Origin of the sequence: Brevibacillus sp. NPDC058079, from assembly GCF_042885155.1 — a bacterium.
Taxonomy (GTDB): Bacteria; Bacillota; Bacilli; order Brevibacillales; family Brevibacillaceae; genus Brevibacillus.
In genome coordinates this window covers 1-26,192 of sequence record NZ_JBHVSO010000019.1, presented here as the reverse complement: position 1 = coordinate 26,192, position 26,192 = coordinate 1, and the positions used below count along the sequence as shown (strand labels likewise).

The following is a 26,192-nucleotide window of genomic DNA, read 5'->3' as shown; positions in this document are numbered from 1 at the left end:
GGAGGAGATCATGAATGGCACTTTGCACACCAATTCTTGCAAAATGGGCCATCAGTGAACGGCGATACTTGCATCAATATCCAGAGCTGTCTGGTCAGGAGTATCAGACAGCGGCCTATGTTCGGAAGTATTTACAGGAATGGAAAATTGAACTGATCCCATGTGAGCCGCCGAATGTGGTCGGCATTTTGCGGGGGACGGATGGAAAGAAAACCATTGCGTTAAGGGCGGATATGGATGCACTACCGATCGTTGAAGAGGGAGAGAAGCCGTATCTCTCGAAAAATGAAGGTGTCGCTCATGTATGCGGTCATGATGGACATACGGCCATTTTGCTAGCAGCAGCCAAATGGCTCTCGGAAAACCGCGCGGACGTAGCACCAAATGTGCTTTTTCTATTTCAATCCTCAGAAGAAATGCTCCCTAGTGGAGCGCAAGCTATCGTCCGTCAAGGTACGATTGATGATGTGGACGCTGTCTTTGGGCTGCATCTATGGCAGCCTCTTGAGAAAGGAAAGATCGGAATCAGTATGGGCGCGATGATGGCGTCAGCTGATGACCTGCGCATTGTCATAACCGGACGTGGAGGACACGGCTCGATGCCGCACGAAACAGTCGATCCGATCTATGTGGCCAGTCAGGTGATTAACGCGGTACAAGGAATCATAGCGCGCTGTGTCAATCCGATCGAACCTGCGGTGATTTCCATCTGCCGGATGGAAGCTGGCTCTACCTATAATATCATCCCGAATCAGGCCGTTTTATATGGAACACTGCGGGCGCAGTCAGAAAAGACGAGGCAACTCTTGGCTCGCGAGCTGAAGCAGACGATTGGAGCATTGTGTTCGGCATGGGGCGCAGCTGCCGAAGTCATGGTAGATTGGGGGACGCCGCCTGTTGTCAACGATGAGCGGATGAGCCGATTCGTTGCTGACGTCGTAGCCGAGCAATTTGGCGAGAGCAGTCTTGCTGATGTGGAGCCGGTTATGGGTGGTGAGGACTTTTCTTACTATTTGGAGCGCAAGCCTGGCAGTTTTATTTTTATAGGAATGCGTGGAGAAAAGAGCAGCTATCCCCACCATCATCCGCGGTTTGACATTGATGAGGATGTTATTCCGACTGCTGTTGAACTATTGATTCAATTAGTGAAAAGATTTTAACAAGGGGGAGTAGTTCATGTCGTTGTCTGTATCCTTTCTCGATATTGTAAAAGCTCACAAGAATCTCAAGGGACAGGTTATCCATACCCCGTTAATTTCATCACCCGCGCTGTCTGCCATCGCAGATGCTGATGTATGGATGAAGCTGGAATGCCAGCAGAAAACAGGATCATTCAAGGCGCGCGGTGCGCTTAACAAAATCGCATCTTTGACGGAAGAGGAGCTGGCTCGGGGCGTTATTACCGCTTCAGCAGGAAATCATGCACAAGGTGTCGCGTATGCGGCTTCGTTAAAAGGCGCGTCGGCCCTGATCGTCGTGCCAAAAACAGCTCCCGAGACCAAAAAAGCGGGCATCAAGCGCTACGGTGCGGAGTTGGTCGTGTATGGAGACAGCTATGATGACGCAGAAAGCCATGCCTATGAGCTGGCGAAAGAAACAGGGCGCACGTTCGTTCACGCCTTTGAAGACAATGCGATCATAGCAGGGCAAGGAACGGCAGCCCTGGAAGCTCTTTTGGAAGAGCCGGATTTTGACGTCATTCTCGTACCTGCTGGCGGCGGAGGGTTAATTTGTGGAGTCGCGCTCGCAGCAAAGGCAATCAATCCGGATGTGATGGTGATTGGGATTCAGACACATGCGTCTCCACCATGGTATTATTCGTTCCGCGAAAAGCGCTTGGCGGATGTGGTATACAGTGATTCGCTTGCGGACGGTCTTCATGGGGGAATCACCCAAGGTAACCTGGACTTGGCTCTGCAAATCGTCGATGACTTCCTGCTCGTGGAGGAAGAACATGTTGCCCAAGCGATGAGCTGGCTGGCAAAAGAGCATCACCTGATGGTGGAAGGCTCAGGGGCGGTAGGTATCGCTGCACTCATGCAGGGAACGGTACCCGATCTGGCAGGGAAAAAGGTGCTGACGATTGTGAGCGGCAGTAATGTAGATGCTGGCAAGCTGGCGGGGATCATAGGGAAGCACGCATAGGGAATCGGTTGAACATAGAGCCACTCTCGGCTACACTTTTTCTAACAGAGTTTGTTCAATAAGTCGTCTTTTTGAACATGCACATACACGAGGAAACGGTGTCGTTCGGTGAGGGAGTGGAAAATCAATTATGGAGTTACGCAATCTGAAGACATTTCAGGTCGTTGCCGAGCATTTGAACTTGACGAAAGCTGCAGAGCAACTCGGATACAGCCAGCCTACGATTACGCTCCAGATTCAAGCGTTGGAGCGTGAGCTGGGTCATCCTTTGCTCAATCGGGTAGGCAAGCGCACGTTTTTGACACCGGCCGGAAAAATTGTGAAGCAGCATACGGATCAGCTGTTCTACGTTCTCCAGCACATGGCGGAGGGACTTAATCACTTAGACATGCCTGTAGGACCGCTGGTCGTGGCGGCCCCAGAATTTTATTGCATCCAATACATGCCCCAAATTCTGAAGGCGTATGTGGAAACACACCCACAGGTAAATCTGCAGGTAATTTCTTGTACCAGTCAGGAGACGTTGAAGAAAATTCAGGACCACGAGGCAGATATTGGGATCATTGCGGGCACCACTTTGCAACCGGGTATCCACTCGAGCATGGTAGACTTAGAACAATTCACCCTGATTGCTTCTCCTGATTTGATGAAGGACAAAACATTGGCAGACGCACTTGTGACCTTCCCCTTTTTGTCCTATCAGGAGGGGTGCAATCTCGATGAATTTATTACCCAATGCCTGTTGGAATTAAACTACATCCCACCCTCTGTCATTAAATGCAGCAGTGAAGAAACCATCAAACGATCAGTCCTGAATCAAACAGGCATAGCCCTGCTCAGTAAGGTTCTCGTGGAAAAAGAACTGCGAACAGGCGAACTGATCGAGTTGTTCCGCTTTTCCAAGAAAGCAGAAACATCGCTAGTCTGTTTGGAACGCCGAAGAGAAGAGCCTGCGATCCAGACCTTCATGGAGCTCGTCAAAGACGTTTGGTTATCGGTAAGAGAAGAGTAGTCATGACAAGGGACTGTCTAAGAAGTCCCTCAAAAGTAAAGAAGCTGGGAAAGACGGTTTCGTTTTTTCCAAATGACGGCAGCCGCAAGACGATCGGCTGTCGTTTTCCGTTGAAGTAACGGGCAATTTCGTTTAACATCAAGCACAGTGAACCATAGGGAGGCGGGTCCGAGGCCATGCAAGAACCGATTAAAATCTACAACACCGCGGTTGAAGCGATTCTTGAAGTGATTGGAGGCAAGTGGAAGCCAGTCATTTTGTTTCACCTCACGTTCGGTAAGAAGCGTAATGGTGAGTTGATGCACCTAATTCCTGCCGTAACGCAAAAAGTGCTGACCCAGCAGTTAGGGGAACTAGTGGAGGATGGAATCGTGGCCCGTATTTCTTATAACCAGGTGCCGCCGAAGGTCGAGTATGAGTTGACGGACTATGGCTGGAGCCTGAAAGACATCCTTCATCTCATGTGCAGATGGGGCGATACGCATATTGAAAGGGTATACGGCGATAAGGGCATGGTCCTTTTCAAGCCGCCGCAATCGGACACATAAGGTAAAAAAACCGATCCCTGCATATGAGGAACCGGCATGTTGGGTATGGGTATCGTCCTGAAATTATTAAGGAATCACCTTGCGCTGGCGGAAGTCTTCAAAGATGTCCATAAACATCTTCTCCGTATCAACGAAGTCATGGAAGCCGAAACGGCGTGCTTTCGAGCCGTCGGCAAAAAAGTCGTAATCCCAAGCGAACACGAAATCCCCGAACCGCCAAGAAGAAACGTCCTTATAGCTGTTATTCACCAAGTCATATTTCTCCACCATGGAACACCACAGCGCTTCCTTGTCTGCCATGACGACTTCTAATGACATCGGTAATGGCGGGGCAGTCTCAATTTCAAAAAAAGCGGCGATCTTCGGCCAAAGCTCGTTCCATCGGAAAAGGTCACCGTTCGTGATATTAAAAGCCTGATTCGCGCAGCGTGCGTCAGTTGCCGCCCAGACCGTCGCACGAGCTAGCAAGCTTGCATCAGTCATTTCCAGCAGGCTATGGTAAGCTCCCGGTTTCCCGGGAAAGCGGAGTGGCAAGCCGAGTTCCTTAGACATGGAAGCATAAATGGCAATAACCATCGCCAGATTCATTGGATTGCCCAAAGCAAACCCGCAAACGACCGACGGACGTAGGGCCGACCAAGTCCAACTGCTTCCCGGTTGTCGACGTTCGAGGAACTGCTGTTGGTCAATGTTGAACTCGGGAGGCATATGATTGGCGTCGGTTTCCCGTGCGGGCGTCTTGAAAGGACCAAGATGCGCGCCGTACACTTTGTAGCCTTGCATAAGACTGACATGTTGCAGGTTTGGTGCGGCCGTTTCGATCGCATTGACCACGTTTACGAGCATGGACAGGTTGGGAGTAACCAGTTCTGCCCACGTAGGGCGGTCTTGATATGCAGCGTAGAAAATATGGGTGACTTCGGTTAGATTGCCCAGTTTCTCGTGGGTTTCCTTTTCATTAAGCAAATCGACCGCTACATATCGCAACTTGTGGGAGTCTTCTCCGCCACGTCTTGACACTCCAATGATATTCCACTCAGGGAGCGTCATCAGATAATCGATGAGATTCCGTCCGATCACACCATTGGCTCCAACGACAAGAGCGGTTTTTATTGCTTCGGTTTTATCTGGTTTCATAGGGCTTTCTCCTCCTCTTCCTCTGACGATTATTATGAGATAGAAGAGGGGAATTAAGAAGTACGCACTTTGAACTCATATACGCACTTGAAAGTAACATAGGACTTGAAATTAAGACATGGTGGGCCAAAAGCGATTCCTGCCGAATTCACCTCTAAAGCTTGCCGTTACAGACAGCGAGGAGAACAGTAGATCAGTAATGGTAAGTTTTACGGCGACTAAACATAAAAACAGCGGCGAGTCTAAGACTTTATTTTCAGGTCTTAAGTCGTCGCTGTTTCATGTATTAGGCTTAGTCTAAAACTTATTTTTCAACGAACACCTAGAGGATGGTTTGTTTCAAACTGTCTACTGGACAGGGGTAAGACCAAATTGAGGCTATTTCGAAAAGAAATAGATAAGGATAAGCGAGATCAATTCATTAAAGACTACATTTACGAACGCTTTGATGTTCGCCAGTCGGAAGAATATGGATTAAATAATGAAAGGAGCCCCCAGAGGCTCCTTTCATGCTTAGAACGGTTACAAATGAACAAAAAGCGTGTTTTGTTCATCTGTGGACTATTATCGAGGCGGTGTCGGTATTGTACCTCCTCCTGGGCCAGGTTTCGGTATTTTACCTCCTCCAGGCTCCGATGACGGAGGTGTCGTAGATGTCGTAGGTGTCGTGGACCCTGTCGAAGGCTCTGACTTTGGATCCGATTTCCCAGAGCCGCTGTTATTGCTGTTGTTGTTATTTTCCAATGAATTCATCTCCTTTATATAGGGGTAGATCCAACATGTAACTGTTTGATACGCTTAGCATTAGTGGACATTCGGCTTAGAGTAGGATTAATGCGCCTGAACGTGCTTAGCGTATATTTTTCGTTAAAATGTTGGTGGTTGCCCATAAAGTCAGGATAATTATTTACTTTGCATAAACATGATATTCCCAATAGCAAGTTGGAAAATATAAGAACTGAATGTAGGGGCAAATTGTCTCTTGGAAACAATATTTTCTTCTTGCACCTCTAGAGCGAGGGTTGTTTGCGTGATATAATTTTTATTTCTTTCATTTTTGTGTGGAACGGCAATGATATTGTAAAATGACAGAAGGTAAGAGAAATAGGAGATGACAACAAATGAGTAAGCAAGTAAACGAAACCGAACTCGTTTTGCATTTAGCTACCAAAACAAAAGTAGACCCGCAAAAAATCATGATCGTACTCAAGCATGAGCAAGCGTACATGAACAGTGCGAAGGCAGATGCAAAAGGTGATGTCGACGTTGATTTTGATGATCTCGTAGATTACATCATGGGTAAGTCAGATGTGAAGCTGGATGAGATCACCGTCGAGAAGATTCTGGATGTAGAGATGGAATACTTGATAAAAAAAGGAATCGCTGGATACATAGACTAATATAGGACGTCTGGTTATCAGGAAAAGAAGAGTAGTGTTCCAAGCACATTTCCCTTGTAGAGGGTGATGTGCTTTTTTATTGTATTTGAAAACCACAATACAAAAGGGTAATCATGGTAAAAAATCTAAAAGCCATCTGAAAGACGGTAGCTTCGGTGGGGAGAAGAATATTTCCAGTCTAGGCTCCAGGCTCCGTCCCTCGGGGAAGCTTTGACTGCCCGCTCATCCCTTCTCCGCTCGGTAGGACTCCACAAGTTGCTACGTCTGGAAATATTCTTCTCTGGCGTTGCTGAATACGTTCTTCGTTCTTTTAAGGCTTTTAAAACCTGAGTAACACGAAAAGCTCGTAGAGGAAACAGGAGAAATAAGCGAAGATCTTTGGTACACCGACCGAGACGGAATGCAAAAAGCGAAACACGATCTTAAGCGTCCACCTCTGAAACACATCTTGAAAGGACCACTTTGGACGCGGTTTCGCTTTTTGCATGGAGACGGGCAGTGAATCCCCCAGCGGGTGGGACAAGAAGCTGAGCGTTTTCTCCTGTTTCCTCTCCACCACAACAGCGTGACGACTAAATTTTTAGTATTTTTTAACAATAGATATTTATACTAAAAAATCCAAAAAATATCTGAAAGACAAATGTAAATTGTTTGACTATTAGCGGTCGCCGTGTCTATAATTTGGTTATCTTTGTTAGTAATGTTAACTAACTGTGTGGCGGTGATCGATGAAGCGTGCAAGCTCCCAAAAAAACAGGTAATAGCAAACTCGTGAAAAAACTGAATAAAGAAGAAGTATTGCAACAGGTCGTCCAGCACGGGCAAATTTCACGCGCGGATATCTCCAAACAGACACAGCTCAGCCGTCCGTGTGTTTCCGCCCTCGTAGATGAAATGATCCAGGAAGGACTCCTGCAAGAAGTAGGAATGGGCGATTCCAAAGGCGGCCGCAAGCCGATTTTGTTGGAGTACAACTACCAGGCCTACGCCATTGCCGGAGCGATTTTTGAAGGATCTACACTGGACATGGCCATCGCAGATATGAAAGGCGAGTTCTTAGCTCGCTATCGCAAACGGCTGGCACAACCAGCGAATGGCGAAACCGTCATTGAAGATTTAGCAGCCGGACTGGATCGCTTGTTGCGTGAAAGCGGCATCCCGCGAGAGCGCCTGCTCGGCATGGGCGTCGGTTTGCAAGGCGTCACACAGCGTGGCAGTGGAACCGTCAGCTTTTCACCCAGCACGGGGTGGATGGGTTCACCGATTCAGCAGACAATCGAAGCGCGACTCGGACTGCCCGTCATTATCGACAATGACGTGAATATGATGACACTGGGTGAGTACGTTCGTGGAGCAGGGGTCGGCCATACCAACGTCGTCTACATGTACGTAGGAACGGGGATTGGGGCCGGGATCATTTTGGATGGACAGTTTTATCGGGGGAGTCGTGAGGCAGCAGGAGAGATCGGCTTCATGATGATCGGCCCGGTACATAATCGCCCGAATGGCGCGTCAGGGGTGTTTGAGACGCATTATTCGATTCCGGGCATCCAAGAGCAGGCTAAGGGATTTCTCTCTGACCTTCAGGAAGGGTCGAGTGTCATAGAAGAGCTGATCCGGCACGCCAAACAAAATGCAGAAGCAAAGGAGCTTCTTGCAGATGTGTATCGACATTGGGCGTACGGAATGGCGAACATCATCAGTATTTTGAACCCGGAAATATTGATCCTGAGCGGGGAGATGGTCCACGTCGATGGTGAAGGGGTGAAGCAAATTCACGAATGGCTGAGAGAATGGGTGCCCGAGGTGCCTAATCTCGAAAAAGCGAGTCTGGGGGAGCGAGCTGGTTTAATTGGTGCTGTCCATAGTGTTTTGGAAGCGTTTCCTTTCATACGACTGCTTGACAAAGAGTGAGAAGAACAAGAGGGGGAGTTCGTTTTGAAGAAGACAACTAGCAAGCTGAAAACATGGATGAAGGGCGTATTTGTCAGCTCCTTGGCTCTGACTGTGGCTGCGTGCGGCAGTGGAGGACAGGAAGCAAAGCCTGCCGACAACGGAGGCCAATCAGGCACGCAACCTGCTGCTCAACCTGCTGATTCATCGGGTGACCCACAAAGACTGGTGATTTACACCGGACGGGACAAAAACATTTTTGAAATCGTGTTGCCAAAATTCAAAGAAAAGTACCCGAACATTGAAGTGGAAACACTCGAAATGGGTGCCCAACAAATTTTGGAGCGCGTTCGTGCAGAGAAGGCAAACCCGCAGGCTGACTTTTGGTGGGGCGGTACTCAATCTGCTCTAGCGACAGCAGCCAATGAAGATCTGCTGGAGCCTTACAAGCCAACTTTTGCAGACAAGGTTCCAGATTTGTACAAAGATCCGCAAGATCGCTGGTACGGCGAAATGCTTTTGCCAGAGGTCATCATGTACAACTCGCAGGTGCTGAAGCCAGAAGAAGCACCGCAAGATTGGGACGAATTGATCGATCCGAAATTCAAAGACAAGATCGTGATCCGAAACGTACTGCCATCCGGCACGATGCGTACCATTTATTCCGCAATGATCTTCCGTCAAGGGGCGGATACTCCTGAAAAAGGTTTTGAATGGCTGACCAAGCTCGATGCTAATACAAAAGAGTACACGCAAGACCCGACAAATCTGTATCTGAAGCTGGATCGTCAAGAGGGCGTCATCTCCTTGTGGAACCTCCAAGACGTTCTGATCCAAAGCAAAAAGAACAACCATCCGTATGACTTCATTTATCCGAAAAGCGGGGCACCGATTCTCGTAGACGGCGTAGCTCTGGTAAAAGGCGCGAAAAACCTAGAGGCAGCGAAAAAGTTCATGGAATTCTTGATGAGTCCTGAAATGGCTGCCCAATTGGCGAAGGAGCGCTTCCAGTTCCCATCTCGTACAGACATCAGCAAGGACGAATTGCCAGACTTCATGAAAAATCTCGAGCTGAAGCCAATGGAACTCGATTGGGCTGTCATGGCTGCAAAAGAAAAAGAGTGGATGCAGCATTGGGATGAAAACATCAAGGGGAAAGGCAAGAAGTAAGGAAGGTTTTTTCCAAGCAGCTAGGCGGGAAGGCGTTGTCCTTTCCGTCTAGTCACTTATAGAAGTTGTTTGGAAACGGACGCAGCTTGAAATGACTTGCGATGAAGGAGGAAACACAACCCGATGAGCAGCGTAACACTTGATCACGTTCACAAAAGGTTTGGCCAAGCAAAAGGGGTCGAAGATGTTCACATTCATATCGAATCAGGAGAGTTTTTTACTTTTCTCGGTCCGAGTGGCTGCGGCAAAACGACTACCCTGCGCATGATTGCCGGCTTTTATTATCCAACGGATGGCCATATCCGCTTTGGATCACAGGAGGTTACATCTCTTCCTCCCCATAAGCGCAATACCGGGATGGTATTCCAAAATTACGCGTTGTTCCCGCACATGACTGTTTTTGAAAATATCGCGTTTGGCTTGCAGGTTCGGAAAGTGAACAAAACCGATGCCAAAGAGCGCGTAGAACGGATCATGAAGCTGGTGCGTCTGGAAGGCTATGGCGAACGCCGCATTGATCAGCTTTCCGGGGGACAACAGCAACGGGTAGCACTGGCACGGGCGCTGGTCATCGAGCCGCAGATTCTGCTGTTGGATGAGCCGCTGTCCAATCTGGATGCGAAGCTTCGAGAAGAGACACGCTTCGAGATCAAGAGACTCCAGTTGGAGTTGGGGATTACGACGATTTACGTTACACACGATCAGGCAGAAGCGATGTCCATGTCAGATCGGATCATGGTTATGCAGAGCGGTGAAGTGCAGCAGATCGGCACACCGCATGAGATTTACCATCGTCCTGTAAACCGTTTTGTCGCTTCTTTTATCGGCGAGACGAATCTGTGGGAAGGGACAGTTGCAGGGTTTGATGGCGATGAAGTGCTGGTTCGCACGGCTTCTGGACAAATGCTCAGCGGATTTAAGAAAAATGCCTCACCACGTGCACAGCTGTCAATTGGGGAGAAAGTAACCATGTCCATTCGTCCTGAATCCGTTCTGGAGAGTACAGGCAATGAGGGACAAAATGTAGTGACAGGCTCTGTTGTCATGTCTGAATTTACAGGGGCGTGTGTCAATTACGTCACGGAAGTAGGAACGGAGAGCCTGCGCAGCATGTCCATCAACCTGGGACGACCGATTAAACAGCGCGGCGATGCCATCGGCCTACATATACCGAAAGAGAGCATTTATTTTGCCGGATAAGGGGGAAGAAGCTTTTGAGAGCAGAGTTGCAGCAAGCGCCGACAGCAGCCAGACGAAAGTCCATCACCGCTTCACCCGCCTTCGTCTACGTGCTGGTATCGCCACTCTTTTTAATATTGTTGGCTTATGTCGTTTATCCATTGTTCGAAACATTCGTTGCGAGTATCAAGATCGATGAGGAAATTACGTGGAAAAACTACATTCGCTTCTTCAGCCTAGAGCATACCGCCAACCTGGAAGCGTTGTGGAACAGTGTCTACATATCGGTTTTGAGTGTTATTACGTGCGGAATTGTTGGCGTCGCGATGGCGTTTTTATTGGAACGCTATGATTTTCCTGGACGAAAAATACTTTCTGTGCTGGCTTTGGTTCCGATGGCGTTGCCTCCACTCATTGGTGTTCTCTCGTTTACCTTTTTGTACGGAGAAAGCGGAATCATTCCACGAGCGATCAAAGAGCTGTTCGGGCTTGCCCAGGTTCCTTTCTCGTTAAAAGGAATTTGGGGTGTGGTCGTCGTTCATACGTTTACGATGTACACCTATTTCTTCATGACCGCAACAGCAGCAATCAAGGGACTCGACCCGTCCTTGGAAGAGGCGGCAGCCAGTCTTGGAGCGAATCGCTTTACCGTTTGGCGGCGCATTATTTTGCCGATGCTCACGCCAGCCATGGTCGCGTCTTCTCTGTTGGTTTTCATGATTTCGATGGCTTCTTATACGGCGCCACTCATTTTCGGAATTGACCGGACGATGACGATGCAAATCTATCTGTCTCGCACCAATGGAGATTTGGACATGGCTGCGACGCAGTCTACGATTCTTTCGATTGTTTCCGTGGCTTTTCTTTTGATCATGCGTTGGTACCAAGGTGCGCGCAATTACCAGAACTTGAGCAAAGGGGTCAGCGTGCATCGTACCGAGATCAAGAGCAAAGCAGGACGCTACACCACGATTGTGCTGTCTTTTATCGGTACAGTCATTCTGATGCTGCCAATTCTCGTATTGGTACTCATCTCCTTCTCGGTGGATGGTACCTGGACGGTGCAAATATTACCTCCGGAGTATACCCTTTCGCATTACATGGATTTGTTCACAGATAGCAAGACATGGCGTCCGATTCTCAACAGCTTGCAGTTGTCTGCTATCGCGGTAATCGGGATCGTCATTTTCGGTGTAGCTGCGGCATATGCCATGGTTCGCCTCAAGTTTCGCGGGAAAACGCTTCTTGATGTGTTGATCATGCTGCCATGGGCCTTGCCAGGGACAGTTGTGGCGATCAACCTGATTGCAGCGTTCAGTGAGCCGAATGCATTCAGCTTTGGTCAGGTTTTGATCGGAACATTCTGGATTATCCCGTTGGCGTATTTTGTCCGACATCTACCACTTGTGTTTCGCTCTACCAATGCGACTTTGATGCAGATGGACCCATCTGTCGAGGAGGCTGCGCGGAATCTTGGTGCTTCTTGGTGGTACAGCTTCAGACGTGTCGTGTTCCCGATGGCTTGGGGTGGAATTCTCGCAGGTACGCTTTTGGCATTCGTTCAGTGTATCGGGGAGTTCGTAGCTTCGATTCTGATCTTCACACCGAAGACAACACCATTGTCTGTCGCTGTATTCCAACGCATGTACAGTAATGAATTTGGCACCGCTTGCGCCTATGGAGTCTTGCAAATCGTGGTCATCATCATCGTGTTGTTCATCTCCAGAAAACTGACCGGAGATAAAGCGGGAACTGCCGTGTAAAGCTGGATGCCTTGCTGAAAAAGGAGGAGCTTCTCGTGGATGTCAGTGAATCGATGGACAAGAAATCACCGATGGTACAGCCGACTAAACTGCCCTGCCCGCCAATTCCTGTATCTGTTCGCACCATGCAGGGGGAACACGGACTGCTCGATCTATGGAAAGCGATTAAGCCGCTCGCTACCATTGCCAGTGCCATGAACACAGGTGCCCATCCAGACGATGAGCACAGTGCTATGCTCGCTTACTTGGCGCTGGGGAGAGGCGTGTATACCACGAGTGTGATCGCGACGAGAGGGGAAGGCGGCCAAAACGAAATCGGCTGCGAGCAAGGTACCGCGCTTGGGATTATCCGCACGCGTGAGCTGGAAGAAGCATCATCTCTTGGCAATGTGACGCTTGGCATCTTAAGCGAAGAGCTGGATGATCCCATCCATGATTTCGGGTTCTCCAAATGCGCCGAAGAAACCTTCCGCAAATGGGGCGAAGAGGTCGTGTACGAGCGATTGATTCGAAAAATCAGGGAGCTGCGCCCCGATGTCGTCATTGCTTGCTTTGAAAATGAACCGACGACACACGGACATCACCGGGCGATTACATTACTGACACAGCGAGCTTTCCACGAAGCAGCCGATCCACAGATCTTTCCGGAGCATAGGCAGGCTGGACTTTTGCCGTGGCAAATGAAAAAGCTGTATTTGCCTATCATGGACAACGATGATTATCACGTTGCTGTACCCGTGGGGGAATATGACCAAATCTACGGCTCATCCTATGTTCAGCTTGGTGAGCGATCGAGGTTTATGCATAAGACACAGGGCATGGGTGTTCATTACGACGAAGGCCCGACCTACAATTACTACCGATTGGATGCTTCTGTTTCTCCGGCACCGGAAAAAGAGCGCGACTTTTTTTCCGGACTGCCCGTCAGTTTTGCTGATCTGGCGCAGAGCATCGCTGCAAAAGGCGGGCAAGAACTCGCCGAAGGGCTTCACCGTATGCACGATGCGGCTACAGATGTATTGAATGCCTACCCGCGTTTTGCTGAGGTGGCACAAAGGGTTAACCGCATGAAGGCTTTGCTTGCGATTGCACAACAAGAAGTACGCAAGGCCCCACTCGATGAAGAAACAAAGATTGATTTGATGTATCGGCTAGGACTCAAGGAAGCGCAGCTCAACCGTGCCAGTGCGGAGGCTCTGTCTTTGGTGGTGAAAATCAAGCCGGAGACGGGCGAGTGGGTGGCAGGCCAGACGACAACCGTTACCGTAACGGCTTACAACGGCGGCTCGCTTGAGGTTGAGCATGTGCAGCTGCGTATGCGTGTTCCCGCTGGATGGACGGCGAAACCGCTCACGCCAACTGCGTTTCCGCGACTTGCTTACAATCAGACGGTGTGCACTGTATTTGAAGTATCGATTCCTGCACAGACGGAGCTGTTTCATCCTTACAAGCCGCCCGTGCTCGATGTCGAGGTGCTCTATTTCGCCTTCGAGACAGCCAGTACGATTCGCGTCGAGCCGGATAGCCGTGTAGCTGTGCTTCCGCCGTATGCCGTGACGCTAACCCCGTCAGATGTGGTGCGAAACACGCTGCATACGGATGAGACGATCCCGGTTAAGGTAACACTGAAACAATACCGTCCGGGAAGCTCTACAGCCAAGGTCGCTCTCGTTGTCCCGGCAGGCTGGACAGCGGAGCCAGCCTTTGTCGATGTTCCGTTTTCTTTCCGCAGCGAGACGAAAACGATCGCTTTTACTGTTCATACCACGCCGCAGGTGACGAATGGCAAATATCAGATTAGCGCTACGGTAACGGGGACAGACGGTGTGACAGAGATCGCGCAAGATGTGCAGGTCATAGAATATCCGCATGTCGGTCGCACGTATTTCATCCGGCCCGCTACGCTGACTGTTCAAGCCTTTGACTTGGCCATCCCGAAAAATCAACGGATCGGCTACGTATCCAGCGGCTTTGACAATATGGATAAATACTTACGCGCGGTTGGGGTGAATTGCCTCAATCTGGACGCAAACGAAATACAATCGGGCGATTTGTCCCGCTACGACACGATTGTTCTCGGTATTCGCGCATACGGATTCCGCCGCGAATTAATTGAGAGCAACCAGCGTCTTTTGCATTATGTAGAAAACGGCGGAAATCTCGTCGTTCAATATCACAAGCCGGAGGACAAATGGAAGCCGCACTTGGCACCTTACCCTATTTTTATCGGCGAATCGCTGATCGATTGGCGGGTGACCAATGAGCAATCAGACGTCCGTATGCTGGCCCCTGACCATCCGATGTTCCAGGAGCCAAACGTGATTACCCAAGCAGACTGGGATGGATGGGTGCAGGAGCGCTCCATTTATAATCCTTCTCGCTGGGGGAGCGAGTATACCGAGCTGATTGCGACAAGTGATCCGGGAGAACCGGAGTTCCGCGGCATTTTCCTCACGGCGCACTATGGAAAAGGGACGTACACATACAGCTCGCTTGCCTGGTTCCGCGAGATTCCACAGCTAGTCCCTGGCGCTTTTCGCTTGTTCGTCAACATGATCAGTCAGAAGCAGTAATGCCCCATCCACTCCGGGCCAACCGTGGGTCGATCCATGGCTACATCAATGAAATGCAGACGTACAGACCGCCATGATTGATATAGACATCAATCTGAAAATGGAATGGAGGAACGTTCATTGAGTAAGGGGAAACTTGCCAAGCTGTACACGATTACGACTGCAGCGGTGCTGGCCACGAGTCTGATTATGCCGGTAGCACCCGAGACGGCCCATGCTGACCGCGGGGTTGTCGACCTGTGGAAGGCCATCAAGCCGCTCACCACGATTGCCAGTGCGATGAACACCGGAGCACATCCGGACGATGAGCACAGTTCAATGCTCGCGTATTTGTCGCTAGGCAAAGGGGTGGACACATCCAGTGTCATTGCGAACCGAGGCGAGGGAGGACAGAACGAGATAGGCAGCGAGCTAGGTAATGCGCTGGGGATCATTCGTACCCGCGAATTGCAGGAAGCTTCCAAAATCACGAACATCCATCTGGAGAACCTCAGTGAAAAAATCGATGACCCTATTTTTGACTTCGGCTTTTCCAAAAGCCCGGATGAAACCCTGCAAAAATGGGGCGAGGATGTCGCGTATGAAAAGCTCATCCGCCGTATCCGGACACTGAGACCCGATGTCGTGATTCCCGCATTTTTGAACGAACCTTCGACTCACGGTCATCATCGCGCGATTAATGTCATTACGGTACGGGCATTCAAGGATGCCGCAGATCCAAACGTTTTTCCACAGCATGCAAAGGAAGGATTGGCTCCTTGGCAGGTGAAGAAGCTGTATTTGCCTGCAAAGGAACAGGATTACTCGGTCAAGGTGCCTGTTGGCGACTATGACGAAATTTATGGTGCCTCTTACGTCCAACTCGGCGAAGAATCCCGTTTCATGCACAAGAGCCAGGGCATGGGACGTCACTATGACGAAGGGCCAAGCTTCAATTATTACAAGCTCGATCAAGCCATCGTAGAGACAAAAGACAAAGAGGCAGACTTTTTTGGGGGAATTGCCTATTCATTTGACGATTTAGCCAAAGAAGTGGCCAGCCAGTCTGGCGGGGGAAAAGTCGCGAGTGAACTGAAAAAGCTGCAAAAGGATGCCGCAGAGGTCATTGCTGCGTACCCAAGCTTTGCCTCAGTAGCCAAGGAAGCGCATGAAATGCTGGCGGATGTGGAAAAAACGACGGCAGCAGTTGAATCATCCTCCTTGCCCGCTGACACGAAAACAGACTTGCGCCATCGTTTGGGAGTGAAGAAATCTCAGCTGAACAAAGCGAGTGCCGAAGCGCTCTCGCTCGTAACCAAAGTAAAGCCTGAGACAACTGAGCTGGTAGCTGGCCAAACAACGAAAGTAACGGTTACGGCTTACAACGGCGGCCAAGCAAAAGTCGGGAAGATCAATCTCGCGCTGAATGTACCAAAAGGCTGGCAAGCCAAGCCGCAATCGACCACCAGCTTCTCATCGCTCGGCTACAATCAGACGGTGAAAACGACATTTGTTGTCACAGTTCCTTCTGATGCCGCTCTGTTCCAACCGTATGCCGCTCCAGCCATTACGGCAGACGTCAGCTACAACTTTGCAGGCTCGACGGCGAATAGCCATGTGACACCAGCAGATGCCATTGCAGTTCTTCCATCTTTTTCTATGGTGCTGAGTCCAAATGCGACGGTTTTGAATACGCAGAAGCCAGAGGAGCCAATCCCGGTCAAGGTTACGGTGAAAAACTACAATCCAGGTGCAGCGAAAACCAACATCTCTCTCGATGTACCAAAAGGCTGGAGCGTAGAACCACAAGCAACAGCGCTCGCCTTTGAGGCCAAGGGAGAAACGAAGTCGGTTGCCTTTACGGTCAAAGCAGATGCTTCGGTCCAACCGGATAAGTATACGGTGACAGCAGTAGCGTCTGGCAGTGGTAAAGAGAGCCGACATGGAGCCCAAGTCATCCGTTATCCGCATATTGGCACGACTTACTTTGTCCAACCAGCAACGCTTACGATCCAGGCTTTTGACCTGAAGGTCCCGGAAGGCTTGAAGGTCGGTTACGTATCCAGTGGCTTTGACAATATCGATCAGTATTTGTCCCAATTGGGAGTCAATGTGACCAATCTGTCGGCAAAAGACATCGAGTCTGGCGATCTGGATCAATACGATACGATCGTGCTGGGCATTCGCGCTTATGGTTTCCGACCTGAGTTGATTCCTTCAAATGCCCGCTTACTGAAATACGTAGAAAACGGCGGAAATCTGGTCGTGCAATACCACAAGCCAGAGGATAAATGGAAGCCAGAGCTGGCTCCTTATCCGATCAAAATCGGTGCTCCGCTGATTCAATGGCGTGTCACAGACGAAAACTCCAAAGTAACAGTACTGGCGCCTGATCATGCATTATTCCATTCGCCAAACAAAATCACGGAGGAAGATTGGGACAACTGGATTCAGGATCGTTCCGCTTACAATCCATCCGAGTGGGGCAAGGAATACACAGAGCTAATCTCCAATGGAGACGAAGGCGAGAAGGAATTTACGGGTACGTACCTCACTGCCAAGTATGGAAAAGGAACGTACACCTACAGCTCGCTCGTGTGGTATCGCGAAATTCCGTCACTCGTACCGGGTGCGATCCGATTGTTTGTCAACATGATCAGCCCACAGCAGTAATCATAATAGAAGGGAAGGCGATCGTTCGGCGGTCGCCTCCCTCCTAAAAGAAGATCAGACGCAAAAATAGAAGCAGTTTACGAATGGGTAGGGAAGGAGATGCAAGAAAGATGAATTACAGAGATCGGATTTTTCAACAGGAGGGAGCCAGTTTCCCTGGCAAGACATACGTGGAGGCGGTTTTGGAGCCTGCATTTAACGAAGCGAAGCACCATCTGCTGCATCCAATGATGGCGATCAACAAGGCACATTTGATCATGCTTCGTGAACAAGAATTGCTCACAGACGATGAGGCCAAAAGAATTGCTGGTGCACTGTGTGGGATCGAAATGGAAGAGCTGCGCCAATCGCATTACACCGGGCAGTTTGAAGATTTGTTCTTTCAGGTAGAGAGCCGTTTGCTGGAACTGGCTCCTGATGTGGCAGGAAATCTGCATCTGGCTCGCAGCCGCAACGACATGGGGATTACCATATACCGCATGGTGCTGCGTGAAAAATTATTGGTGACCTTGGCTTCTGCCCTCTATCTGAAAGAGCATTTGCTCCTCTTTGCAAATGAGCATGTGGATACGATTATGATTGGCTACACGCACACCCAGCAGGCACAGCCGACGACAATGGCGCATTACATCATGGCGGCTACTGACATGCTCAGCCGTGATATCAAGCGACTGATCCAAGCCTATCACACAGTCAATCGCTCACCGATGGGGGCAGCGGCCTTGACGACTTCTGGTTTTGCGATCAGCCGGGAGCGGATGCGCGAATTGCTCGGATTTGATGAGCTGGTGGAAAATTCCTATGATGCAGTCTGCGGCGCGGATTATTTGGGGGAAGTAGCGACATCTGTACAATTGGCAGCCATTAATTTGGGGCGTACGGTTCAAGATATGCTGCTGTGGTGCACACAAGAGTTCGCGGGGTTAAAAGTCGCGAGTCCGTACGTGCAGATTAGCTCCATCATGCCGCAAAAGCGCAATCCGGTTTCCTTTGAACATATGCGCTCTCTGTTGTCCAGTGCAGCAGGAAATGCGACGACAGTGCTTACGATGATGCACAATACGCCTTTTGGCGATATCGTGGATACCGAGGATGACATGCAGCCATACGCCTGGCGGAGTATGGGCGTACTCGAGCAGATGTATCGCTTGATGGCGAGTGTTGTGGGTACGATGGAAGTGAACAAGGATGTCCTCTTGGAGCGGGCAAAGGGCAGCTTTGCGACCGTTACAGAGCTGGCGGATACTTTGGTGCGCACGGATCAGCTTTCGTTCCGCAAATCTCATCACATCGTGAGTCGTGTGGTAAAAGAAGCGATGAGCGAGCAACTCGCTGCGAACCAAATCAGCTTGGAGCTGGTAAACCGTGCAGCCATGGAAGTAATCGGGAGAGAGCTGTCGCTCACAGCAGAAGAGCTCAGACTGGCGCTTGACCCTGTTCATTTCGTAATGATCCGCAAGCTTCCTGGTGGACCAAATCCAGAGGAAATGAAGCGCATGATCGCTGTTCGCCAAGCTGTTCTCCAGCAGGAAACAGAATGGCTGGCACAGAAAAAGCAGGAGATTGCGAATGTGATGAAAGGGCTTGATCAGATGACAGCTGAATGGAGTGTGGGGTAATGGCAGTGGTGCGAATACCTCTTCTGGCAGTGGACGGAGGGGGCACCAAGTGTCTGGCGGTACTGGTGGACCGCTCCAGAAATGAAATCGGTGCAGGACGCTCCGGTTCATGCAATTATCAAGGGATCGGGGAGGAAGCGGCAGCTCGTGAGTTGGTTGCAGCGATCAGCCAAGCTCTGGACGATGCGATCGCTCGTCAAACAGTTGCCCCCTTTATGAGCGGCACTTCGACACTGGCTGGACCAATCGAATGGGAAATTGAGTGCGCGGTGTTCGGGATCGCTGGCCTGGACACGGAGTATGATCGACAGGTAATCTCGCGTATGGTGAGCAAGGTACTGCACCAGCTTGGTATTCGCGTCCAGCAGCTGATTGTGGAAAACGACGGGTTTGCGGCATTGCTCGGTGCGACCGGAGGCAACCCCGGCATTTTGGTCATCGCAGGCACAGGCTCGATTGCCTTTGGTGTAAACGATGAACAGGAAACGGCGCGAGCAGGAGGCTGGGGGCATCGGGTCGGTGACGAGGGCAGTGGCTACTGGATCGGCAAGCAAGCGATTATGGCTGTATTAAAAGCAGCGGATGGCCGCGGCGAGCCGACCATATTGAAGGAGCTGCTCCTCCCGCACGTTGGACTGGGACGCGTAGATGAATTGTTTAACTGGACGTACAGTGAGCATTATTCCGTAGAGAAGGTAGGAGAGCTGTCGCCGTTGGTCAGCCAGGCGGCACTTGCCGGAGATAAAGTGGCAGTAGCTATTTTGCAGGTCGCAGGCGAAGAGCTCTTCGATGCTGCTCGGGCTGTCATAGATACGTTGCAAATGAAAGCCAAGCCGTTTCAGATGATCATGCAGGGAGGCGTTTTGCAAAACGATGATCGCGTGCGAGAAATTGTCGTAGAGCGCGTCCGAGAGTACGCATCGCAAGTCGTCATCGAAAATGCGCAAAACGATCCGATTTACGGTGTCATAGCAAAAGGATTGGCTTATTTAGAACGCCAATCGAGCGGCAAGTGAGGTGCCAGTAATGAAAAAAGTAATGGTTGTCTTTCCCCATCCGGACGATGAGTCTTTTGCCTGCGGGGGAACGTTGGCAAAGTGCAAGGACGCCGGACATGAAACGTGTTATTTGTGCATTACCTCCGGCTGCAAAGGACGCAGCGGTCCATTCGATATCGATTGTCGAGAAAAGCTGGCAAAACATCGAGAAATAGAGCTGAAAACAGCAGCGGAAGTGCTCGGAATCAGTCGTCTCGACTTGTTCCGGTACGCGGATGGTTCCTTGCAAAATGCCGATCTGGATGAGCTAGTGGGTAAGATTCGGGAAGCGATAGAAGAATGGAAGCCCAATGTCGTCGTTACGTTTCCGCCGGACGGGGTAACGGGTCATCCCGATCATATCGTCACGTGCGAGGCAACGACGCGAGCGGTCGAACAAGCGGAAGCGAGCATGACTCCGGCAGAATATCCTGATCTATACTATGTTTCGATCCCGCACTACTACGATCATTGCCCCGATCATGGTCCAAAGCCAGCGGTTCCGATTACAGGCAAGATCGATATATCGGGCTATCGGATGCAAAAAGGAGAGGCGCTGAAGGCTCACTTAAGTCAGGAGTATTCCGTGAATCGCGCTTATCCGGGTGTTATCGATGGGGACTTTGGTGTCATTGGCTGCTATGAGTACTATACTTTGGTGCGGTCAGCGGGCAAGGCAATCGAGCCCGTTAGTGTGGGTGGGAGTATTCCTGTCATTGAGTTGTAGGATATAAAGTAGAAAGGGCTGACCAGCATATTTTTGCTGGTCAGCCTTTTTCATTGGATAGCCCATCAGTCGGATTGTTTTGTCCTACTAGATTTGCTTACAATGTGATCAAGTGCAATTGGAAATCAAAGGGAGAGAAGACATGTCACACAGAGTCTATGTATATAACGTCAGTGAACCTTCTCAAGCACAAGACAATGACACGATGATGGTGGAATGGGGCTATGAGGTCCCTCTACTCTTGCAACCGCTTTTCATAGAAGGTGGTTCGATCGCCGGCAACAATTACAACAACCATACCGAACCGGACAATTCCGGACTCTATTACGATGCGCAGTCAGGCATCGAAAATGTGAAGCGATTTTACGATTTCCTAGAGAGACAGGAAGGGTTAATCCAAAACAAAGAAGCATTTTTGGAAGCGAGAAATCAGCTTCTCAGCTATCTGGAAAAACGAAAGCTTCCGTATTTTCACATCGATGCCTGGGACGTATTCAATATGGATGATATTCCTCATGACGAGCAGGCGGAAACTTTGCGCGCCAATATTGCCCATAACAACGAGATCATAACCAAGGCAATGGACAACGATGACATCTTGCTGCTGAACTACTCCGAATTGATGGACGTGAACCCGGGCTTTCGTTCATTTGCCGAGCTGCTCAATTATGAGGACTACCAATACGGCTGGGGACACATCTGGCAGCCTTATGAAGAACATCCCGACGTGGAGATTTTTGAGGAAGCTGGCTTGCTTGGTCTCAAGGATGCAGAGGGAAACGTATTGCTCGCCCCTCAGTACGATGCCTTTTACGATTTCGCTTCCGAAGATCTCGCCGTAGTCTCTAGAGATGGCAAATATGGCTATGTACATAAATCCGGGAGAATCGTCATTCCGTTGGAGTGGGAAGATGCCTACGATTTTGAATACGGCTCTGTTGGTGCCATTGTCAAACGAAACGGTCGATATGGTCTGATCAATCTGGAAGGCAAAATAATTGTCCCTACCCACTATGAAGAATTGGAACCGCTCGATTACCAAGGGTTTTATACGGCAAAGAAAGACGGAAAATGGGGCGTGCTGGGGGAAGCTGGTTCAGTAACGATAGATTTTGAGCATGAAGAAGCTTTCAAGTGTGGGGACGGCTTTTACCATACGGCGGTCAAAGGCAGGAAAAATCAGAAAATCTTTAACGAATATTGGAAATACGTCGGAGAATTCCCTCTGACGGCGGTAGAACAGATTGACGCAGGGCTTATCCTCATCAAACCACACAAGGATACAAGTCATAGCACCTTGTACAAAAAAGATGGTACTGTCGGCGCATCCGGCTTCGATAAACTGAATCGGCAAACCCATTTTCCGAATTTGCTCGTCCTACGCAAGGGGAAGAAGTACGCTGCTTATGGCAAACAGCAGGAGAGCCTTCTGTTGCCGTACGAATACGATGAACTGATTGATTTGCAGGTTTATACGGAGGCAAGGCAGGGAAATCAGGTGCTGGCGAAAAAAGATGGAAAGCTAGGCGTTTTTTATGGAGATGCCGATCAGCCAGCATGGTTATTCCCCTTAGACGATTATGAGAATATTTTTCGGCTGCATAAGGATGCGCATGCTTTGAAGAAAAATGGATTATGGAGCATTGCCTTATCTCCGGAAAAGCGATGGAGTGATTTTGAATTCGATCTGGTGGTGAAAAAGGCATTTGTCGGGGGTTTTGCTTATGCCTTCAAGGGTCACGACGTTTATTTAGTAAGCGAGTACGGGCTGTCGAGGGCAGAGAAAACGCTCGTTCTGGAGGATGTAGAAGATCGTTATTACAGCTATTATTTTGATGCCGAGGTTCGCAAGCGACTGCTGGCCTATGCCAAAGGGGAGCAATCCGATGTTGACAGCGTAGATCAGTACATGCCAGTAGAAACGTTGTACAACCTGGGCATGGAAGCATATGAAGCAGGGGATTATGAGAAAGCCATTCTGTACGATACGCTTGCTGCTAAAAAGGGCTATCCCCCATCCATGAACAACCTTGCCCATATGTATTACAGTCTAGAAGGATTCGAGGATGCTGATAAAGCTTTTTACTGGTACGAAGTAGGGGCGACGGCAGGCAACCACCACGCTATGAACGGTTTGGGCTGCTGCTATCGACACGGGATAGGCACGGAGCCTGATGCCGATCAGGCAATGTACTGGATGGGCAAGGCGGCAGAACACGGTCATGCGCTGGCTCACAACAATCTTGGTGCCATCTATTATAACGGGGAACTGGTGCCGCAAGATTTGGACAAGGCTCTCTGGCATTATGAACAGGGGGAGTTATTGGGCTCGCCGGTTTATGATTGGCTTGGCTACCTGCACGATTCAAAAGGAAACTACGAAAAGGCGCTGCATTATTATCACCAAGATTATGTAGCAGGCGGCGATATCAGTGCCTATAATTTAGGGATCTTCTACTATAATGGCTACGGCACAGCCAAAAATATCGACGCCGCCATCACTTATTTTCACGCTGCTTTGGAAAGAGACTACCCGCATGCGCATCTCGAGCTGGCAAGGATTTATAGGAACGAAGCACAATTTGCGGACGAGCTCCTGGCGAAAAAGCACATCGAAGAAGCGGAAAAGGCAGGTCTTGATATCCCTGAGGAGCTTACACAATCGTAGAAAAAGCAAAAAAGCGGATCGACAGAAAAAGTCGTCGGTCCGCTTCCAACTAACCAGCATGCTAAACAATAGCTTCCACTTCAATTTCAACGAGAAGACGCGGGTCAATCAGTGCCTTGACCTCAACCATCGTAGCGACAGGCTGAATCTCGCGGAAAAACTCCCCATGTGCTTTTCCGATCTCTTCCCACTTGCTGATATCCGTTACAAACATCCGCGTTCTGACCACATGAGACAAATCAGCATCTAATTCTCGCAATGCTTTTTCAATCGTCTCAAGGATAAACCTTGTTTGTTCATAGGCATCGCCTTCACCAACGACTTCTCCGTCCTTCATAGCAGTGGTGCCAGCCACTTCAATCCGGTCTCCTATTCGGATTGCACGGCAATAGCCCACGACAGGCTCCCAAGGTGAACCTGTGAATATTTTCTTTCGATTCATAATAGAAAGCTCCTCTCATCTCCGCAATAATTGGAATATACTACAAAAAAGAAGGGGAGTGGAGCGGTTTATGAATTTTTTTCTCACTCTTTTTTCCAAGTACAAGTGCTTGATCCACACTGCGATTGGTCATCAAGAATACGTGCGTGCGGCATATAAACTGGAGGCTCATGGTATTCGTTTTCGGACACGTATTCACTCTCATGCGCTTCGTCATTTAGGGGGAGATATGGGGATGATTCCCCAAGAAGAAGACAATAAGCAATATGACATCTACGTGGCAAAAGAAGATGAACACCAAGCACATTTGGTGATTCATTCCCGTTGATGGATACCTATACGATCATGACAACCTCTTATATAATGATTGGGATTAGTAAGAAAATGGTACAACCGAGGAGGAACCAGCATGTCCGTAAGAGAGGCACTCAAAAGCAGAAGAGCCGTGCGTAACTATATTCCAAAAGAAGTAGAAACAGAGAAGATCCAGGCGCTGTTAGATTGCGCAGTGCTAGCCCCGAACGACCGCTTGCGTCAGCCGTGGCATTTTTATGTGATCAGAGGAGAAGCAAAGCTGCGGTTCGAGGAAATCGCGAAGGAATTTTTGCTGGAGCGTTTTCCGACCAAGCCGAATCTTGTGCAGGATTCCTTAGCTGTCCTAGAAAAAACACCACTCGTCATTGTCGCGACTGCTGATGTGATTCCAGGGGATGAAGCATCCTCAGAGGATAACGAATACGCGGTTTGCTGCGCGATTCACTCTATGTGGCTGGCAGCGAAGGAACTGGGACTGGGCATGGTATGGCGCACGAGAGGAATCGGCTTGGTTCGCGACGAGCGCTTGCTGCAATTCCTCGGATCGCCTGAAAATAAAAAGGTCGTGGGTACACTATTCATTGGCTATCCCGAGGCAGATGCTCCTGAGACGAGTCGGGTAGCAACGGAAGAAAAGACGACCTGGTTGTAATCGATAGAATAGCAATCCAGAAGAAGCCTCCTATTACATCTGTCCATTATCATAAAGTCAAGAAGCACCATCACTTTTTGGAAGTGGAGGACTATTGATGAATCAGCAAGTAACGGATTATATCCAAAACATAACCAATGGATCTCAGGTAGAAGTGTGCAATCGGATTCGTCAGCTCATCCATGAAAACATCCCGAATGTAGAAGAGCAGGTGAAGTATAAACAAGCTTTTTATTCCATTCAGGGCAAGCAGGCATGTGTGTATTTTCCGGCAAAGGACTGGATTAACGTGACGCTGTTTCAAGCGGCGAATTTGGATGCTCCAGCTGGTTTTTTTGAGAAGTCTGATCATGCTGACCGGAAGTCCATCAAAATACGGAACGGAAAAGAATTTGATTTTGAAGTTCTTGCAGGCCTATTCAAAAAATTGGGTGAAGCACAGTAGTTGTTTGCAACTAAGTCCCTCCATCCACGTATAAATGGGTAAGGTTAGACCGTACATATCGAGGGGAGCTGTTTCATTATGTTTGGAAAGCTTGCGGCAGATGCACTTGGTTTGAGCAATGTGGGAATCGTGGTAAAACCAGCGGATTACGATAAGGTGGACGCTGATGATTACATCATGCACGAGGACCATGAGAAAATTTATTTTTTGATCAAATCAAAGTCCGATGAGTACTGCTTCACCAATCTGGGGCTGGTTCATTTGGATGGAACGAGTGCCACCAGCAAAAAACGCATGCTGCGCCGCTATTCCTACCATACACACCCGATCTCTGACGTGTATCTGGAAACAGCCGGAACCGTCGATTTGGATGTAGAAATCAAGTTCACCATGGGCAATGAGCACTATTCGATCGATGTCAACAAAAAGCATTTGGAGGAGCTAAAAGACCTCTACAAAGCACTTGTGAAGATCGCATCGATTATGCACGATAACGAACTTGCGCTTCAGCATGCAAAAGAAAGCCTCCACGTCGCCCAAAGCACACTCGGCCGCGTAACAGGCCAGCAAGCAGACGTAGCTTCACAATTCAAGTCCATCAACCAATACACCTTCGATTGGCTGGAAGACGTTCGATACAAGTATGTCGTGAAAGACTTTGGGAAAGTCTTTGAAAAATATATTCATAACTAAAAAATAAGAGCCTCATAAAAGAGGCTCTTCAGGTTGTAGATAAACACTACTTTTTGTTTCAAGACAAAATTAGACTTGTGTGGAGTTAGGTCCGAAGGACAAAAATAAGATAGCGTTTCCGG

At 49.3% G+C, this 26,192-nt stretch carries 22 protein-coding genes; 20 read left to right on the top strand and 2 right to left on the bottom strand.

The window, feature by feature from the left end; all coding sequences use genetic code 11:
* Positions 1-14: 14 nt before the first annotated feature.
* From ACFVS2_RS31625 to ACFVS2_RS31610, 4 genes are all read left to right on the top strand, one after another.
* The gene (locus tag ACFVS2_RS31625; protein WP_390240476.1) at positions 15-1,160 is read left to right on the top strand and encodes a M20 metallopeptidase family protein; all 1,146 of its coding nucleotides are present in this window, start codon (positions 15-17) and stop codon (positions 1,158-1,160) included.
* Between the two features lie 16 nt (positions 1,161-1,176).
* Entirely contained in the window at positions 1,177-2,145 is a 969-nt protein-coding gene (locus tag ACFVS2_RS31620) for a threonine ammonia-lyase (protein WP_390240474.1), read from the top strand.
* A gap of 130 nt (positions 2,146-2,275) precedes the next feature.
* Complete coding sequence (locus tag ACFVS2_RS31615; protein ID WP_390240472.1) at positions 2,276-3,157, top strand: LysR family transcriptional regulator; 882 nt, start codon at positions 2,276-2,278, stop codon at positions 3,155-3,157.
* Positions 3,158-3,333: 176 nt separating this feature from the next.
* Positions 3,334-3,705, top strand: coding sequence for a winged helix-turn-helix transcriptional regulator (locus ACFVS2_RS31610; RefSeq protein ID WP_173618799.1), 372 nt, complete (start codon positions 3,334-3,336; stop codon positions 3,703-3,705).
* Positions 3,706-3,771: 66 nt separating this feature from the next.
* Here ACFVS2_RS31610 and ACFVS2_RS31605 read toward each other — a convergent pair whose 3' ends face one another.
* Complete coding sequence (locus ACFVS2_RS31605; protein ID WP_390240469.1) at positions 3,772-4,842, bottom strand: SDR family oxidoreductase; 1,071 nt, start codon at positions 4,840-4,842, stop codon at positions 3,772-3,774.
* 556 nt (positions 4,843-5,398) lie between these two features.
* Between ACFVS2_RS31605 and ACFVS2_RS31600 the strand changes: the two genes are divergently transcribed.
* From ACFVS2_RS31600 to ACFVS2_RS31545, 12 genes are all read left to right on the top strand, one after another.
* The gene (locus tag ACFVS2_RS31600; protein WP_390240467.1) at positions 5,399-5,608 is read left to right on the top strand and encodes a hypothetical protein; all 210 of its coding nucleotides are present in this window, start codon (positions 5,399-5,401) and stop codon (positions 5,606-5,608) included.
* A gap of 355 nt (positions 5,609-5,963) precedes the next feature.
* On the top strand, positions 5,964-6,242 hold the full coding sequence (locus ACFVS2_RS31595; protein WP_007726550.1) for a hypothetical protein: 279 nt from the start codon (positions 5,964-5,966) through the stop codon (positions 6,240-6,242).
* A gap of 735 nt (positions 6,243-6,977) precedes the next feature.
* Positions 6,978-8,156 (top strand): ROK family protein, encoded by a 1,179-nt coding sequence (locus ACFVS2_RS31590; protein ID WP_390240465.1) that lies wholly within the window; start codon positions 6,978-6,980, stop codon positions 8,154-8,156.
* 24 nt (positions 8,157-8,180) lie between these two features.
* Positions 8,181-9,305: an extracellular solute-binding protein gene (locus tag ACFVS2_RS31585; protein ID WP_173618795.1), complete on the top strand. Its 1,125-nt coding sequence runs from the start codon at positions 8,181-8,183 to the stop codon at positions 9,303-9,305.
* Between the two features lie 123 nt (positions 9,306-9,428).
* Positions 9,429-10,505 (top strand): ABC transporter ATP-binding protein, encoded by a 1,077-nt coding sequence (locus ACFVS2_RS31580; protein ID WP_390240463.1) that lies wholly within the window; start codon positions 9,429-9,431, stop codon positions 10,503-10,505.
* Between the two features lie 14 nt (positions 10,506-10,519).
* The gene (locus ACFVS2_RS31575) at positions 10,520-12,247 is read left to right on the top strand and encodes an ABC transporter permease (RefSeq protein ID WP_173618794.1); all 1,728 of its coding nucleotides are present in this window, start codon (positions 10,520-10,522) and stop codon (positions 12,245-12,247) included.
* Between the two features lie 53 nt (positions 12,248-12,300).
* A complete protein-coding gene (locus ACFVS2_RS31570) occupies positions 12,301-14,820 on the top strand; it encodes an NEW3 domain-containing protein (RefSeq protein WP_390240547.1) in 2,520 nt (839 codons plus the stop codon).
* 120 nt (positions 14,821-14,940) lie between these two features.
* Positions 14,941-17,472 carry an NEW3 domain-containing protein gene (locus tag ACFVS2_RS31565; protein WP_390240461.1) on the top strand — a complete coding sequence of 844 codons (2,532 nt, stop codon included), beginning with the start codon at positions 14,941-14,943 and terminating at the stop codon, positions 17,470-17,472.
* Positions 17,473-17,582: 110 nt separating this feature from the next.
* Positions 17,583-19,091: an argininosuccinate lyase gene (argH, locus tag ACFVS2_RS31560; RefSeq protein ID WP_390240459.1), complete on the top strand. Its 1,509-nt coding sequence runs from the start codon at positions 17,583-17,585 to the stop codon at positions 19,089-19,091.
* Positions 19,091-20,107 carry an N-acetylglucosamine kinase gene (locus tag ACFVS2_RS31555; protein WP_390240457.1) on the top strand — a complete coding sequence of 339 codons (1,017 nt, stop codon included), beginning with the start codon at positions 19,091-19,093 and terminating at the stop codon, positions 20,105-20,107. The genes argH and ACFVS2_RS31555 overlap by 1 nt, the downstream gene beginning before the upstream one ends.
* A gap of 10 nt (positions 20,108-20,117) precedes the next feature.
* The gene (locus ACFVS2_RS31550) at positions 20,118-20,855 is read left to right on the top strand and encodes a PIG-L deacetylase family protein (protein WP_390240455.1); all 738 of its coding nucleotides are present in this window, start codon (positions 20,118-20,120) and stop codon (positions 20,853-20,855) included.
* A 142-nt stretch (positions 20,856-20,997) separates the two neighbouring features.
* Positions 20,998-23,523, top strand: a complete 2,526-nt coding sequence (locus tag ACFVS2_RS31545) for an SEL1-like repeat protein (RefSeq protein WP_390240453.1) — start codon at positions 20,998-21,000, stop codon at positions 23,521-23,523.
* A gap of 61 nt (positions 23,524-23,584) precedes the next feature.
* Here ACFVS2_RS31545 and ACFVS2_RS31540 read toward each other — a convergent pair whose 3' ends face one another.
* The gene (locus ACFVS2_RS31540) at positions 23,585-23,965 is read right to left on the bottom strand and encodes a RidA family protein (RefSeq protein ID WP_390240451.1); all 381 of its coding nucleotides are present in this window, start codon (positions 23,963-23,965) and stop codon (positions 23,585-23,587) included.
* Positions 23,966-24,035: 70 nt separating this feature from the next.
* Here ACFVS2_RS31540 and ACFVS2_RS31535 point away from each other — a divergent pair, with 70 nt between their 5' ends.
* From ACFVS2_RS31535 to ACFVS2_RS31520, 4 genes are all read left to right on the top strand, one after another.
* Positions 24,036-24,293 (top strand): hypothetical protein, encoded by a 258-nt coding sequence (locus ACFVS2_RS31535; protein WP_390240449.1) that lies wholly within the window; start codon positions 24,036-24,038, stop codon positions 24,291-24,293.
* A gap of 81 nt (positions 24,294-24,374) precedes the next feature.
* Positions 24,375-24,932: a nitroreductase family protein gene (locus tag ACFVS2_RS31530; RefSeq protein WP_390240447.1), complete on the top strand. Its 558-nt coding sequence runs from the start codon at positions 24,375-24,377 to the stop codon at positions 24,930-24,932.
* Positions 24,933-25,029: 97 nt separating this feature from the next.
* Complete coding sequence (locus ACFVS2_RS31525; protein ID WP_390240445.1) at positions 25,030-25,377, top strand: DUF1801 domain-containing protein; 348 nt, start codon at positions 25,030-25,032, stop codon at positions 25,375-25,377.
* A gap of 78 nt (positions 25,378-25,455) precedes the next feature.
* Positions 25,456-26,070, top strand: coding sequence for a PH domain-containing protein (locus ACFVS2_RS31520; protein ID WP_390240443.1), 615 nt, complete (start codon positions 25,456-25,458; stop codon positions 26,068-26,070).
* The last annotated feature ends 122 nt before the right edge of the window (positions 26,071-26,192 follow it).